Raw genomic sequence first — 13,513 nt, 5'->3', positions numbered from 1 at the left:
ATCTACGTTGGAGAGTTCAATGCTGCGTTATACTGCCCTCGCCCTTTGCTTCATCCTTCCTGCAGCGGCCCAGGCGGCCTCGCTGAAAGAACAAGAACTGTCGCAGATGCTGCAAAAGGTCGCGAAAGAAAGCAGCGTGGGGACTCCGCGCGCTATCAATGAAGACATTCTTGACCGTGGTTATACCGTTGAAGGGCGCCAGCTCATCAATCAGTTGAGTGTACGTGCCAGCCATGCGCATCAGATGGAAGCCAACCCGGCGACGGTACGCACCCAGCTGGCCGCCAGTGTCTGCCGCAACACCGGCTACCGCCAGTTGTTAGCCCGTGGCGCCATGTTGGTGTACAGCTTTACCGAATACCAGAGCAATCGCCCGGTTGCGAACGAGCGCTTCGAAGCAGCCGATTGCGGTCTGAGCAAGTAAGCTTCCTTTGCCATGCCGCGCCTGGCATGGCCATTCAAGACAGGCATTTGCCTTTCTTACTCCGCGCCCGACTATGCTAAAGGCAAGGTAATCGCTGCCTGGAATGGCAGCTTGATTATACAGCAGTGGCTACCAGGAGTATGCAGATGAACCCAGACGCACAAGACGACTATCTGTCTCGTCATGTACAGGTCAGTGCCGAAGACCTTTCCCAAAAGATTGATGAGCTGCTGGCTCATACTGTTCCGGCCAACAGTCCCAATCTGTCTCTGTATCGCGACATGCTGTTGACCGTGGTTCGCATGGCCCAGGCAGACCGCAACCGCTGGGATGCCAAGATCATGATGCAAACCATGCGAGAGATGGAAAATGCCTTTCGTCATCTTGAGCAATACAAGCGGCGGCGCAAGGTAACGGTTTTCGGATCAGCCCGTACGGCCGTGAATCATGAACTCTATGTGCTGGCCCGCACACTCGGCTCAGCCCTCGCTCAGCGGGACATGATGGTCATCACTGGAGCAGGTGGCGGCATCATGGCGGCAGCTCACGAAGGTGCCGGCTTGGACAATAGCCTGGGCTTCAACATTACCCTGCCTTTTGAACAACGGGCCAACCAAACCATGGACGGCACCGATCACCTGCTGTCCTTTCACTTCTTCTACGTACGTAAACTGTTTTTTCTCAAGGAAGCCGATGCACTTGTGCTCTGCCCTGGCGGATTTGGTACCCTGGACGAAACCTTTGAAGTCCTTACGCTGATACAAACCGGCAAAAGCCCTCTCGTACCCGTCGTGCTACTGGATACACCTGAGGGTACGTTCTGGAAGGATGCGGTCAGTTTTCTGAAAAAGAACCTGGCGGATGAGCGCTATATCCTGCCCAAGGACCTGAAGCTGGCAACGCTGGTGCATACTGCGGAAGAGGCAGCAGAGGTCATCAGCCGGTTCTACAGCAACTTTCATTCGACACGCTGGCTGAACGGTCAATTCGTGATGCGTCTGAACCATGCCCTAACATCCGAGGCGCTGGCGCATATCGATACGCACTTTGCGGACCTGTGCAAGAGCGGGCACTTCACTCAGCAAGCCTCGGGCAAAACCAACATCGACGAACCGGAATTTGCTCACCTGAGCCAGCTTTCCTTCAACTTCAATGGCCGCGATTATGGGCGCCTGCGCGAGTTGGTGGATTCACTGAACGATCCACAACATTGGCTACGCTGATCGAGAGGCGTTAGCCGGGCCCGCCCTATCAGTCATCTGGCGCGCCACGCAGCAATCGACTGACGCTGTCGATGGAGAAACCGCGGTAGCTCAAGAAACGTCCCTGCTGTGCGCGTTCCTTAGCGTCAGCGGGGCGCTTGCCTTTGAATTTGCGTTGCCAGACATCACGTAAATGAGCTGACCAGTCTTCCTCACACTCCGATAGCGCCTGTTCGATATCAGCACGGGCAAGACCGCGCTGGGCCAACTCCTCACGGATACGAACAGGTCCATAACCCGCCCGGGCACGACTTGCGATATAGCTACCCAGATAACGTGTCTCGCTCAGCAGCCCCTCTTCGGCCAGGCGATCCAGGGCTGCGTTGATCAGTTCATCCGGTGCCCCCCGCTTACGCAACTTGCGAACCAGCTCTTGTCGGCCATGCTCTCGGCGGGCCAGTAGATCCATGGCTGCCAGGCGAACAGCCGCTGGGGTATCGAGTTCAATAGGCATTCAAACGCCTCGTAAAATTATCAGGCTGAAATAAAAAAGCCCTCGCACAGCGAGGGCTTTTATCAGGCAGAACCTTAGAAGTCAGCGTCAGCGCCCGCTTCGGCTTCTTCAGTGGCCGCCCCTTTAACAGGGGCCTGGCTTAAAAGCTTTTCGCGAATGCTCTTGTCGAGCGCATTACGTACTTCAAGGTTCTCTTCCAGGAACTTGGCCGCGTTAGCCTTACCTTGGCCAATCTTGGTTCCTTGGTAGCTATACCAGGCACCTGACTTTTCAACCAGACCCAGCTGTACGCCCAGATCAATGATCTCGCCGTTACGGTAGATGCCCTTGCCGTACAGGATCTGGAATTCAGCCTGACGGAATGGTGGAGACACCTTGTTCTTGACGACTTTAACGCGGGTCTCGCTACCTACCACCTCGTCCCCTTCCTTCACCGCACCGGTACGGCGGATATCCAGACGGACCGAGGAGTAGAACTTCAACGCGTTACCACCAGTTGTAGTTTCCGGGTTGCCAAACATCACCCCGATCTTCATACGGATCTGGTTGATGAAAATCACCAGGCAGTTGGCGGTCTTGATATTGCCGGTGATCTTGCGCAGCGCCTGAGACATCAGACGCGCCTGCAGACCTACGTGCATGTCACCCATTTCGCCTTCGATTTCGGCCTTGGGCACCAAGGCAGCTACGGAGTCGACGATGATCACGTCTACAGCATTGGAGCGCACCAGCATGTCGGTGATTTCCAGCGCCTGTTCACCGGTATCCGGCTGGGAAACCAGCAGGTCGTCAACATTGACGCCCAGCTTGCTGGCATAATCCGGATCCAGCGCATGCTCTGCGTCAACGAAGGCACAGGTTGCGCCCTGCTTTTGCGCCTCAGCAATGACGGACAGGGTCAGCGTAGTTTTACCCGACGATTCCGGACCGTAGATTTCTACGATACGGCCCTTGGGCAGACCGCCGATCCCTAGGGCGATATCGAGGCCGAGCGAACCGGTGGAAATAGCCGGAATTGCCTGACGCTCATGATCACCCATGCGCATGACTGCGCCTTTGCCAAACTGACGCTCAATTTGACCCAGGGCCGCGGCCAGGGCGCGCTTTTTGTTGTCGTCCATTAAAATCCTCTCGCAAGAAGGTAGGCCAGACGGCCGTGGAAAGCACTGTATATGTGAACAGTATTAAAGCATAAGAAGGGCTCGCTGGCTACCTTTCGATGCGATTTTCTCATGTCGAAATTCGCAATAATCCTTCCAATGCAGCCACAACGGTCTGAGCCCTGACAGCAGCTCTGTCGCCAGGAAAAAGATGTTTCTCGCTATAGATGTCAGAGCCGTTTCCCCACGCCAGCCAGACCGTCCCGACAGGCTTTTCTGGAGAGCCGCCACCCGGGCCTGCGATACCACTGACCGCAACAGCGAACCGGGCCCCGCTGCGTGCCTGCGCCCCACGTACCATGGCCTCGACAACCGCCTGACTGACAGCGCCCACCTCCATGAACAAGTGATCCGGCACATCCAGCTGGGCCGTCTTCTGGGCATTGGAATACGTCACAAATCCCGCTTCGAACCAGGCAGAGCTGCCCGCTACGCGGGTAATGGCTTCGGCAATACCGCCGCCGGTGCAGGACTCGGCAGTTACGACCTGTGCCTTCAATGCCGATAACCGTTTGCCCAGCTCAGCTGATAACTCATCGATAGTCATTGTGTGGCCCTGAGAAGATGGCGAGGCGAAACCTTTATTGTACAAGGTTATGAGCTTTCTATATGAGGGCTGCCGCTCGTCGGTTCAAGCCAGGCGTACTCTTGCCAAGCCACAGAACAAAATGGTTTTCTGAAACCGGTTTCAAAGCCTGTCGTTCCATAGACAAGAACTCCACAATATTAAGGAGCAGGCCCATTGGATATGCCTCTTCAAAGCATGCGTCCGCCGCGTGCCACTATCAATCAGGTCGCTCAGGAAGCAGGCGTTTCCAAGGCGAGCGTTTCTCGCTACATCAGCGGGGATCGGCAGCTATTATCGGATGCGCTGGCCTTGCGCATCGAACGGGCGATCGAAAAGCTTGGCTTTCAGCCCAATCAAATGGCGCGAGGTCTCAAGCGCGGCCGCAGCCGGCTTATCGGCATGCTGGTAGCCGACATGCTCAACCCCTATTCCGTTGCCGTCATGCATGGCGTCGAGACGGCCTGCCGTCGGCATGGCTATTCTCTCATCGTATGTAACACTGATCGAGATGACCTCCAGGAAGAGCGCCACCTGAATGCGCTTCAGTCCTATAACGTGGAAGGCTTGATCGTTAACACGCTGGGTCACCATCCCCGAGAGCTTCAGCAACTGCATCGAGAATTGCCCATGGTATTGCTTGATCGCAAGCTGGATGGTCTGGATGCCGATCTCGTTGGGCTGGATAACACACAGGCCATTCGGTTGGGTCTTGAGCATTTGCTTGAGCGGGGCTACCGCGACCTGCTCATGGTGACCGAAGATCTGGACGGAACCAGTTCACGAGAAGAGCGCGCCCGAACCTTCATTCACTACCTGTCACCCCGCGCGGGTGTGCGAGGGCGCGTCAGCTCCTCCGCCGGTTTCAGCGCTACGCTACTTGAGCAGCTCGCGCATTTTCTCTCCGATACCGATCATGGCCCCAAAGCCATCATGGCGGCGAACGGCATTGCCGCGCTCGCTGTGACAAAAGGCCTCAGGGAATTAGGTTACAGAACGTTTGAATCGGTTGGACTAATCGCCCTGGACGATCTTGACTGGTATCCATTGGTAGGCGACGGCATTACCGCCATTGCTCAACCAACCCATGCGCTGGGCGTAGCCGCATTGGAGTATCTGCTGGAACGCCTGCGAGGCGATGTGTCGAGCTCACGGACGCTGGCATTACCGGCCGAACTGGTGGTACGCGGCTCTACCCCGGCGCGACGTTAAAACAACAATGTGGGGGCGGCACACTGTGCTCGACCTTCAATGAAACCGGTTTCAGGAGGCGTTATGAAACCTGATGTCGTAGTAACTACTTCTGCCTTTGGTGCTGATGCCGTACGCGCTCGCGGTCAGGAAAATTTCCTTCCGCTGATAGCAGGAGCCGGCGCCAGTACCGTCGAGATACGTGACGAACTGTTCGATGACATGCGACCTGAACTATCCGCCCTGGGTAACAGCATAGCTGCACAGGGACTGGAATGCGTCTACTCGGTCCCCATCGAGCTATGGTCACAAGGCGAGCATCAACCCACCCGTGAGTTACAGCCTGCGATGGTACGCGCCGCCCGCCTTGGAGCGCATACGCTCAAGATCTCCCTTGGCCACTTCACACCTTACTGTGACATGGAAGCATTGGGTCACATGCTGGACGCCAGCTCAGTGCGCCTGCTGATTGAAAATGACCAGACTCCGCAAGGGGGTCGACTCAAGGCCTTACAAACGTTTTTTGATGTTGTACAGCGAATGAAACTGCCTATCGGCATGACCTTCGATGTCGGCAACTGGCACTGGCAGAACGAGCAACCAGAAACGGCCGCACAATTACTGGGATGTTACGTGGAGTACATCCATTGCAAGGCTGTTCGCGAGCTCAACGGCCGTCTTCATGCGATGCCCCCTGAAGCCGAGGATCTGAAACGCTGGGCGCGGCTATTTACTCATTTCAAGACAGGACTGCCACGCGCCATCGAATTTCCCCTGCAGGGCGACGTGGTTCGCGAGACCCAGCGTCATGTCGAGGCATTGGGCCGTCTTGGTACCACTCAGCAGGAGATGCACCATGCCTAATTACGACGTGCTGGCCTTTGGCGAGACGATGACAATGTTTGTGGCTGAAGAGCCCGGTGACCTGGCCGACGTCGAGCACTTCGGCAAGCGTATCGCCGGGGCTGACAGCAATGTCGCCATTGGCCTGACCCGTCTGGGTTTGAAAGTGAAATGGTTGTCACGGGTAGGCGATGACTCTCTGGGCCGCTTTATTCGTGCAACGCTCGAGCGCGAGGGGGTCGACTGCAGCCGGGTTGCCATCGACCCCAAGCACACTACGGGCTTTCAGTTCAAATCGAGGGAAATCGATGGCCGTGATCCCATCGTGGAGTACTTTCGCAAGGGGTCAGCCGCCAGCCATCTATCGATAGAGCATGACTTCGATGACGCCCTGCTGGATGTTCGTCACGTGCATGCGACGGGTATTCCACCCGCCCTTTCAGATTCGCTTCGCGAACTGACCTACCACTTGATGAACAGTGCACGCCAGCAGGGCCGTAGTGTGTCCTTTGATCCCAACCTGCGTCCCTCCCTTTGGCCTAGCGAAGCCCGCATGCGTGAGGAGATTAACCGCCTAGCCAGTCTGGCCCACTGGGTACTGCCGGGCTTGGCCGAAGGCAGGTTACTTACCGGCTATGACACTCCCGAAGACATTGCTGCCTTCTATCTGAACCAGGGCGCCCAGGTGGTTGCTATCAAATTGGGACCGGAGGGTTCCTACTACCGCACCCATGAAAGCGAGGGTCACGTTTCTGGCTATCCGGTGGAAAACGTCGTCGATACTGTCGGCGCTGGCGATGGCTTTGCAACCGGTTTTGTCAGTGCCTGCCTCGAGGGCCTGGATGTTTCCGCTGCCGTGGCCCGGGGTAACTGGATCGGTGCAAAGGCCGTACAGGTTATCGGAGATATGGAAGGTCTGCCCTACCGCCACGAGCTGCCATAACACCTGGACACCCCATGGACAACAACAATAAGCCCACAGGTATATCGTCATGAATGCAACCTCCTCCATTGCCACCCGCCGCTGGTGGTACATCATGCCCATCGTGTTTATCACCTACAGCCTAGCCTATCTGGACCGGGCCAACTATGGATTCGCGGCCGCCTCCGGCATGGCTGATGACCTGGCCATTACCCCAGCCATGTCGTCGCTCCTGGGTGCCCTGTTCTTTCTTGGCTATTTCTTCTTTCAGGTGCCTGGCGCGATATACGCTGAAAAGCGCAGCGTAAAAAAGCTGATCTTCTGGAGCCTGATCCTGTGGGGCGGCTGTGCCACATTGACCGGCGTGATTCCAAACGTACAGGCCCTGATTGCGATTCGCTTCCTCCTGGGCGTGGTTGAGGCAGCGGTCATGCCGGCCATGCTGGTTTATCTCTGCCACTGGTTTACCCGTGCGGAGCGCTCCCGGGCCAATACGTTTTTAATCCTGGGTAATCCCGCAACCATTCTTTGGATGTCGGTCGTCTCGGGCTATCTGGTGCATACCCTCAACTGGCGTTGGATGTTTATCATCGAGGGCTTTCCCGCCATTATCTGGGCCTTTATCTGGTGGCGCCTGGCAGACGACCGTCCCGCACAGGCCAAATGGCTGAGCACTCAGGAAAAGCAGGACCTCGAGAGCGCGCTTCAGGCTGAACAAGTGGGTATGAAACCCGTCAAGAATTACCGGGAGGCCTTTCGCTCGCCCAAAGTCATTCTGCTGTCTGCCCAGTATTTCTGCTGGAGTATTGGCGTATATGGTTTCGTGATCTGGCTGCCGTCCATCCTGAAACAGGCCGCTCAGCTGGATATTGTCGAGGCTGGCTGGCTATCCGCTCTGCCTTATCTGATGGCGGTCCTTGCCATGCTGGCGGTCTCCTGGATGTCCGACAAAACCCTCAACCGCAAACGCTTTGTGTGGCCTCCCCTGCTGATCGCCTCCCTCGCTTTTGCAGGGTCGTTCATGCTGGGCACTCAGCATTTCTGGTGGTCCTATACCTTGCTGGTTATCGCAGGTGCCTGCATGTACGCGCCTTACGGTCCGTTCTTCGCCATCGTGCCCGAGATCCTGCCTAGCAATGTGGCGGGTGGGGCCATGGCGCTTATCAACAGCATGGGAGCACTGGGTTCCTTTGTTGGCTCCTACATCGTGGGTTATCTGAACGGTGTTACCGGTACCCCTGCTGCGTCCTATGTCTTCATGGGCAGCGCACTTCTTGTCTCTGCCGTGCTGACCATGCTCCTGCGTTCCGCTCCTACTGCCAGCCAGGAAACAGCCAAGAACGCACAGCCAATGCGTACGGCCACCTCTCACTGAACAGGACTGCTCATGAAAAAGCGTGTCATTACCTACAAGAAACTCTCACCCGCGCTGACTGCTCGCCTGCAGGAAGCAGCTGAGCTGATCTATGTCGATGTAACCGGTACGCATGGTCTGGCACCGCTGGAAGACGCCTTGCCAGACGCGCACGGCCTGATTGGTTCCAGCGTCAAGCTCAACGCTGAACTGCTGGACAAGGCACCTCACCTGGAAGCCATTGCTAGCGTATCGGTAGGCTACGACAACTATGACCTCGATTACCTTACCCGCCGCGGCATTCTCTTGTGCAACACTCCAGATGTACTGACGGAAACTGTTGCTGACACAGCTTTCGCCTTGATCCTGTCGACCGCCAGACGTGTGGTTGAGCTTGCGAACTATGTCAAGGCGGGAGACTGGCAGGCCAGCCTGGGGGAACCCCTCTTCGGCAGTGATGTTCATGGCAAGACGCTGGGAATAGTGGGAATGGGCCGGATCGGATCGGCGATTGCCCGTCGCGGTCACTTCGGCTTTGGCATGCCTATCCTCTACAACAGCCACTCACCCAAGCCGGATATCGAACGGGAGTTCGCCGCACAATACCGCTCCCTGGACCAACTACTGAGCGAGGCGGACTTTATTTGTGTCACCGTACCGCTAAGCCCTGAAACAGCGCGGCTTATCGGGGCGCGGGAGTTCGCGTTATTAAAACCGGAAAGCTTTTTCATCAACATCTCTCGTGGCAAGGTGGTTGATGAGAAGGCCCTGATCGACGCGCTTCAAAAGCAGCAGTTCAAAGGTGCCGGTCTTGATGTCTTCGAAAAGGAGCCGCTTCCGGCAGATTCCCCCCTGCTGAGCCTGCCCAATGTGGTCGCTACGCCCCATATCGGTTCGGCAACCCATGGCACGCGCGAAGGCATGGCACGCTGCGCGGTCGACAATCTGCTGGCTGCCCTGTCAGGTAAGCGCCCGCCTGATCTGGTCAATCGGGAGGCGTGGGAACGACGTAGCCAGTAAAGGTGAATCCACCTCGCGAGCGGCTGTCCAATGTCTGTCGATTACATGAGGGAAACCACCATGGCTGCAAATAAAGAAGAAATTGCCGAACTGCTCCAGCAAGCCCGTATGCAGGCTGGCAAAGCGGCCGATCAAGATCAGCCTGCTTATTACCGTGATGCCTTCGAGGCACTTGCCCAGGCGATTGAAAAGCTGGCAGAGGCTGCAGGCGAGTCCCACCATGACAAAGTGGTTCGCGCCGTTGAAGAGTTTCAGGGGGATGAAGGCATCTGAATATCCTGCCAGACCATCCAAACGCCCGGATCATCCGGGCGTTTCTACATTCGAAACGCACCTTTCATCACGCAACCGTCATCCTACTTTCACAGCGTGGCAACCTCTGCGACCTCTCGTCGCACCCATGAAACATAGCGAAGCCTCTCCCTGTCGGACCTTGAGTAGGCACCTTGAATGGGCCTAAGCGAGTTGCTTGAGGGCAACTCACCCTTTCACGTCCCAACAGGAGCATGAAATGGTTGATGTAAACAGCATTAAAGAACACGCCGAAATCGTAGGATCCGATGGCCAGCACGTTGGCACAGTCGATCACCTGGAAGGCACTGATCGTATCAAGCTGACCAAGCAGGATCAGGATGCCAATGGCCAGCACCACTATATTCCGCTGTCTTGGGTGAAGTCTGTTGAAGGCGGCAAGATTCAACTGGTCAAGACGCGTGACGAAGCCGAGCGCTCCTGGCAGGCAGCCTGACCGGGTCATTACCGGTATGAGCGATTGCCGCTCATACCGGCCCCTCGATATTTCTTCCCAAACATGATGATAGGCCGCCTCTAGAGCGGCGAATGGCATACACTTCGGACCGCCACCGACGGACGATCATCATGAATCACAACACCACCCTTGTTTTCATCATTCTGTTTTCAGCCATGCTTATCACAGGCTTCGCCAGAAATCAGCATCCTGTCGGCTTGGCCCTGCTATGGGCAGGCACATTGGGCATGCTGGGCCTGATCATCGCCATCATTACCCGCGCCCTTTCCATTTGCAGCCCCCTTGAAGCTTTTTTCCGCCTCTGTTGAAACGTCCGGCTATCAGGCCACCCGCTCAGGCGACTGATGAGGCTGCAATGGCGGCGTTAATGGAGGCAGGCCATAGGCTGCACGCGCAGCATCGCACCGCTCGTTATGCTCACCATTGATCCATGAGGCTTCGAACTCACGGCAAGGGCTCGGTCGGCTCTCATACATGGTGCAACGCGTACCGCATCCTACATCGCCCAATAGGCTGACGCAGCGTGCAGGTTTGGTATCAGTACCTACCATCGCAACGTGGTGAGGAGTAACCCCCACCGTCAACTCATCCGGCACCAGACCACCGGCGGACCGGCACTCACCCCAGTAGAACGACACACGAAAAAACGCGCAGCAGGCACCGCAGTTAAGGCAAGGATTATCGGTCGACATGTTTGGCAGAACACCAGAAAAAACCGGACGAATGCCGGCGAGAGAAGCGTCATTTTATTCGCGGCAAAGCCGTTGTGAAGGGGGGCTGAGAGAAAATTTAGTGCCTCCTGGACGATAGGCTTATAGCGCCTTTACCCATCAATCATCCGCTTCCGGCTACCGCTTGGGTTTAACGCCTCAACAGCCTCCTACCCGGTGCTTTTTATCCGACGATACCGACAAATCCGGTAGAATTACCGACCCTGTAAAACGACCCCGCGAGTGAATGACCTGTATGGAAAGCCTTTCCAACCATACGCCGATGATGCAGCAATACCTGAAGATCAAGCATCAGCACCCTGAGCAGCTGCTCTTCTATCGCATGGGTGATTTTTACGAGCTTTTTTATGATGATGCCAAAAAGGCGTCCAAGCTGCTCGACATCACATTGACTGCCCGTGGCGCGTCGGCAGGCAAGCCTATCCCCATGGCGGGCATCCCTTTTCACTCAGCCGAAGGGTATCTGGCCAAACTGGTCAAACTGGGTGAGTCCGTAGTCATCTGCGAGCAGATCGGCGATCCGGCTACCAGCAAAGGCCCTGTGGAACGTCAGGTCGTCAGGATTCTTACACCTGGCACAGTCAGTGATGAAGCCCTGCTGGATGAGCGACGCGATAACCTGCTCGCCGCCATTCTAGGCGATCACAAACTGTTCGGTCTTGCGGTCCTGGACATCACCAGTGGACGCTTTGTTGTTCAGGAGCTATCCGGCTGGGAGCCGCTCATGGCCGAAATCGAGCGACTCAACCCGGCCGAGCTGCTTATTCCTGATGACTGGCCGCAGGGTCTACCTATCGAAAAGCGCCGCGGACTTCGCCGTAGGGCACCCTGGGACTTCGACTGCGACACGGCCGTCAAGAGTTTGTGCCAGCAATTCGGTACGCAGGACCTCAAAGGCTTTGGCTGTGACAAGCTCAAACTGGGCATCGGTGCGGCTGGTAGCCTGCTGGCCTATGCCAAAGAGACGCAGCGTACTGCGCTTCATCACCTGCGCAGCCTGCATCACGAGCGCCTGGACGACACGGTCATTCTGGATGGCGCCAGCCGCCGCAACCTGGAACTGGATACTAATCTCTCCGGCGGCCGTGAGAATACACTGCAATCGGTGGTAGATCGTTGCCAAACGGCCATGGGTAGCCGCCTTCTGACTCGCTGGCTCAACCGCCCCCTGCGCAACCGCAGCGTCATCCAGGCGCGCCAAGACGCCATTACCTGCCTGTTGGAGCAATACCGCTTCGAACAGCTGCAGCCTCAACTGAAAGAAATCGGCGACATAGAGCGTATTCTGGCCCGAATCGGACTGCGTACGGCTCGCCCGCGGGATTTGGCCCGTCTGCGCGACGCGCTCTCGGCGCTCCCCGAATTACAGCGCGGCATGCAGGATCTGGTAGCGCCTCATCTCAACGACCTGGCCAAAAGCATCCAGACCTATCCCGAACTGGCGGATACGCTTTCTCGCGCTGTTGTCGACACTCCGCCAGCAGTCATCCGCGATGGCGGCGTCATCAAGCGCGGCTACGATGCCGAGCTGGACGAGCTACAGACCTTGAGCGAGAACGCCGGGCAGTTTCTGATGGATCTCGAAGCACGGGAAAAGGCGCGTACCGGCCTTTCCGGCTTGAAAGTTGGCTACAACCGCGTCCATGGCTACTTTATCGAGCTACCCCGGATGCAGGCTGAGCAGGCACCAGCTGACTATATTCGCCGACAGACGCTCAAAGGGGCCGAGCGCTTCATTACGCCTGAATTGAAAGCGTTCGAAGACAAGGCCTTGTCAGCTCAGAGCCGTGCACTGGCCCGTGAAAAGGTCCTGTATGAAGCCTTGATCGATAGCCTCATCGAACAGCTTGCCCCCCTCCAAGACACCGCGGCGGCCTTGGCCGAGCTTGATGTACTGAGCAACCTGGCCGAACGTGCACTGAACCTCGACCTCAATCGACCGAGTTTTGTCGATGAACCCTGCCTGGAAATATCACAGGGCCGTCACCCCGTTGTGGAGCAGGTGCTGGATACCCCGTTTGTAGCCAACGACCTGAACCTGAATAACGATACGCGGATGCTGATCATTACCGGCCCGAACATGGGCGGTAAATCCACCTATATGCGTCAGACTGCCCTGATCGTTCTCCTGGCACATATCGGTAGCTTCGTACCGGCAGCGGCGTGCCGCCTGTCCCTGGTAGACCGCATCTTTACCCGAATTGGCTCAAGTGATGACCTGGCAGGCGGGCGCTCGACCTTTATGGTCGAAATGAGTGAAACCGCCAACATCCTGCACAATGCCAGCGAGCATAGCTTGGTCCTCATGGATGAAGTCGGGCGAGGCACCAGTACCTTCGACGGCCTGTCATTGGCCTGGGCCGCTGCTGAACAGCTGGCCAAGCTGCGTGCCTACACTCTGTTTGCAACACACTACTTCGAGCTTACGGTTCTGCCAGACAACGAGCCAGTAGTAGCCAACGTGCATCTCAACGCCACTGAGCACAACGACCGGATTGTCTTCCTGCACCATGTTCTGCCCGGCCCGGCCAGCCAGAGCTACGGCCTTGCGGTCGCTCAACTGGCAGGCGTACCTAGTCAGGTCATCCAGCGGGCCCGTGAGCATCTGGCGCATCTGGAAAAGACCAGTCTGTCCCACGAAGCCCCGAAAACGATCAGCCAGACACCCCAACCCATGCAGGCCGATCTGTTTGCAGCGGCTACGCATCCGCTGTTGGATGAGATGGAAAAACTGAATCCCGACGAGCTGACGCCACTTAAAGCGTTGCAGCTTATCTATGAATGGAAAAAGCGTATCTGACAACCCGATGACGGGGAT

General features: G+C 56.7%; 15 protein-coding genes. 11 read left to right on the top strand and 4 right to left on the bottom strand.

Annotation, left to right across the window (positions count from 1 at the left end):
- The first annotated feature begins 19 nt into the window (after positions 1-19).
- Both PLU01S_RS10880 and PLU01S_RS10875 read left to right on the top strand, forming a co-directional pair.
- Positions 20-424, top strand: a complete 405-nt coding sequence (locus PLU01S_RS10880) for a quorum-sensing-regulated virulence factor family protein (RefSeq protein WP_074828153.1) — start codon at positions 20-22, stop codon at positions 422-424.
- Positions 425-570: 146 nt separating this feature from the next.
- Positions 571-1,647, top strand: a complete 1,077-nt coding sequence (locus PLU01S_RS10875; RefSeq protein ID WP_083397955.1) for an LOG family protein — start codon at positions 571-573, stop codon at positions 1,645-1,647.
- Positions 1,648-1,675: 28 nt separating this feature from the next.
- On the opposite strand, the gene recX is transcribed toward PLU01S_RS10875, so the two are convergent.
- From recX to PLU01S_RS10860, 3 genes are all read right to left on the bottom strand, one after another.
- The gene (gene recX / locus PLU01S_RS10870; protein ID WP_010797426.1) at positions 1,676-2,140 is read right to left on the bottom strand and encodes a recombination regulator RecX; all 465 of its coding nucleotides are present in this window, start codon (positions 2,138-2,140) and stop codon (positions 1,676-1,678) included.
- Between the two features lie 74 nt (positions 2,141-2,214).
- A complete protein-coding gene (recA, locus tag PLU01S_RS10865) occupies positions 2,215-3,261 on the bottom strand; it encodes a recombinase RecA (protein ID WP_010797425.1) in 1,047 nt (348 codons plus the stop codon).
- A 109-nt stretch (positions 3,262-3,370) separates the two neighbouring features.
- Positions 3,371-3,847 carry a CinA family protein gene (locus PLU01S_RS10860; protein ID WP_019364467.1) on the bottom strand — a complete coding sequence of 159 codons (477 nt, stop codon included), beginning with the start codon at positions 3,845-3,847 and terminating at the stop codon, positions 3,371-3,373.
- Between the two features lie 201 nt (positions 3,848-4,048).
- Here PLU01S_RS10860 and PLU01S_RS10855 point away from each other — a divergent pair, with 201 nt between their 5' ends.
- The 8 genes from PLU01S_RS10855 (at position 4,049) to PLU01S_RS10820 (ending at position 10,272) form a co-directional block, all read left to right on the top strand.
- Positions 4,049-5,077: a LacI family DNA-binding transcriptional regulator gene (locus PLU01S_RS10855; protein WP_074828148.1), complete on the top strand. Its 1,029-nt coding sequence runs from the start codon at positions 4,049-4,051 to the stop codon at positions 5,075-5,077.
- 63 nt (positions 5,078-5,140) lie between these two features.
- Positions 5,141-5,920 carry a sugar phosphate isomerase/epimerase family protein gene (locus tag PLU01S_RS10850; RefSeq protein ID WP_074828145.1) on the top strand — a complete coding sequence of 260 codons (780 nt, stop codon included), beginning with the start codon at positions 5,141-5,143 and terminating at the stop codon, positions 5,918-5,920.
- A complete protein-coding gene (locus PLU01S_RS10845) occupies positions 5,913-6,842 on the top strand; it encodes a sugar kinase (protein WP_074828141.1) in 930 nt (309 codons plus the stop codon). Before PLU01S_RS10850 ends, PLU01S_RS10845 begins: the two co-directional genes overlap by 8 nt.
- Positions 6,843-6,891: 49 nt before the next feature.
- Positions 6,892-8,196 carry an MFS transporter gene (locus PLU01S_RS10840; protein WP_074828137.1) on the top strand — a complete coding sequence of 435 codons (1,305 nt, stop codon included), beginning with the start codon at positions 6,892-6,894 and terminating at the stop codon, positions 8,194-8,196.
- 12 nt (positions 8,197-8,208) lie between these two features.
- The gene (locus tag PLU01S_RS10835) at positions 8,209-9,195 is read left to right on the top strand and encodes a 2-hydroxyacid dehydrogenase (RefSeq protein WP_074828135.1); all 987 of its coding nucleotides are present in this window, start codon (positions 8,209-8,211) and stop codon (positions 9,193-9,195) included.
- A 60-nt stretch (positions 9,196-9,255) separates the two neighbouring features.
- Positions 9,256-9,468: a hypothetical protein gene (locus tag PLU01S_RS10830; protein ID WP_010797417.1), complete on the top strand. Its 213-nt coding sequence runs from the start codon at positions 9,256-9,258 to the stop codon at positions 9,466-9,468.
- A 238-nt stretch (positions 9,469-9,706) separates the two neighbouring features.
- Positions 9,707-9,943, top strand: a complete 237-nt coding sequence (locus PLU01S_RS10825; RefSeq protein ID WP_010797416.1) for a DUF2171 domain-containing protein — start codon at positions 9,707-9,709, stop codon at positions 9,941-9,943.
- A 131-nt stretch (positions 9,944-10,074) separates the two neighbouring features.
- A complete protein-coding gene (locus PLU01S_RS10820; protein ID WP_010797415.1) occupies positions 10,075-10,272 on the top strand; it encodes a hypothetical protein in 198 nt (65 codons plus the stop codon).
- Positions 10,273-10,284: 12 nt separating this feature from the next.
- Here PLU01S_RS10820 and PLU01S_RS10815 read toward each other — a convergent pair whose 3' ends face one another.
- Complete coding sequence (locus PLU01S_RS10815; protein ID WP_010797414.1) at positions 10,285-10,656, bottom strand: YkgJ family cysteine cluster protein; 372 nt, start codon at positions 10,654-10,656, stop codon at positions 10,285-10,287.
- 274 nt (positions 10,657-10,930) lie between these two features.
- Here PLU01S_RS10815 and mutS point away from each other — a divergent pair, with 274 nt between their 5' ends.
- Positions 10,931-13,495: a DNA mismatch repair protein MutS gene (mutS, locus tag PLU01S_RS10810; RefSeq protein WP_139208865.1), complete on the top strand. Its 2,565-nt coding sequence runs from the start codon at positions 10,931-10,933 to the stop codon at positions 13,493-13,495.
- Positions 13,496-13,513: the final 18 nt, after the last annotated feature.

It is taken from the genome of Pseudomonas luteola NBRC 103146 (assembly GCF_002091675.1).
Classification (GTDB): Bacteria; Pseudomonadota; Gammaproteobacteria; order Pseudomonadales; family Pseudomonadaceae; genus Chryseomonas; species Chryseomonas luteola.
The sequence above is the reverse complement of the archived record's forward strand: the minus strand, read 5'-3'. Positions and strand labels throughout refer to the sequence as shown.

Excerpts from the sequence above, each read along its gene's own strand:
- PLU01S_RS10880 (WP_074828153.1), top strand. The coding sequence starts at position 20 with ATGCTGCGTTATACTGCCCTCGCCCTTTGCTTCATCCTTCCTGCAGCG.
- PLU01S_RS10875 (WP_083397955.1), top strand. The coding sequence starts at position 571 with ATGAACCCAGACGCACAAGACGACTATCTGTCTCGTCATGTACAGGTC.
- recX (WP_010797426.1), bottom strand. The coding sequence starts at position 2,140 with ATGCCTATTGAACTCGATACCCCAGCGGCTGTTCGCCTGGCAGCCATG.
- recA (WP_010797425.1), bottom strand. The coding sequence starts at position 3,261 with ATGGACGACAACAAAAAGCGCGCCCTGGCCGCGGCCCTGGGTCAAATT.
- PLU01S_RS10860 (WP_019364467.1), bottom strand. The coding sequence starts at position 3,847 with ATGACTATCGATGAGTTATCAGCTGAGCTGGGCAAACGGTTATCGGCA.
- PLU01S_RS10855 (WP_074828148.1), top strand. The coding sequence starts at position 4,049 with ATGCCTCTTCAAAGCATGCGTCCGCCGCGTGCCACTATCAATCAGGTC.
- PLU01S_RS10850 (WP_074828145.1), top strand. The coding sequence starts at position 5,141 with ATGAAACCTGATGTCGTAGTAACTACTTCTGCCTTTGGTGCTGATGCC.
- PLU01S_RS10845 (WP_074828141.1), top strand. The coding sequence starts at position 5,913 with ATGCCTAATTACGACGTGCTGGCCTTTGGCGAGACGATGACAATGTTT.
- PLU01S_RS10840 (WP_074828137.1), top strand. The coding sequence starts at position 6,892 with ATGAATGCAACCTCCTCCATTGCCACCCGCCGCTGGTGGTACATCATG.
- PLU01S_RS10835 (WP_074828135.1), top strand. The coding sequence starts at position 8,209 with ATGAAAAAGCGTGTCATTACCTACAAGAAACTCTCACCCGCGCTGACT.
- PLU01S_RS10830 (WP_010797417.1), top strand. The coding sequence starts at position 9,256 with ATGGCTGCAAATAAAGAAGAAATTGCCGAACTGCTCCAGCAAGCCCGT.
- PLU01S_RS10825 (WP_010797416.1), top strand. The coding sequence starts at position 9,707 with ATGGTTGATGTAAACAGCATTAAAGAACACGCCGAAATCGTAGGATCC.
- PLU01S_RS10820 (WP_010797415.1), top strand. The coding sequence starts at position 10,075 with ATGAATCACAACACCACCCTTGTTTTCATCATTCTGTTTTCAGCCATG.
- PLU01S_RS10815 (WP_010797414.1), bottom strand. The coding sequence starts at position 10,656 with ATGTCGACCGATAATCCTTGCCTTAACTGCGGTGCCTGCTGCGCGTTT.
- mutS (WP_139208865.1), top strand. The coding sequence starts at position 10,931 with ATGGAAAGCCTTTCCAACCATACGCCGATGATGCAGCAATACCTGAAG.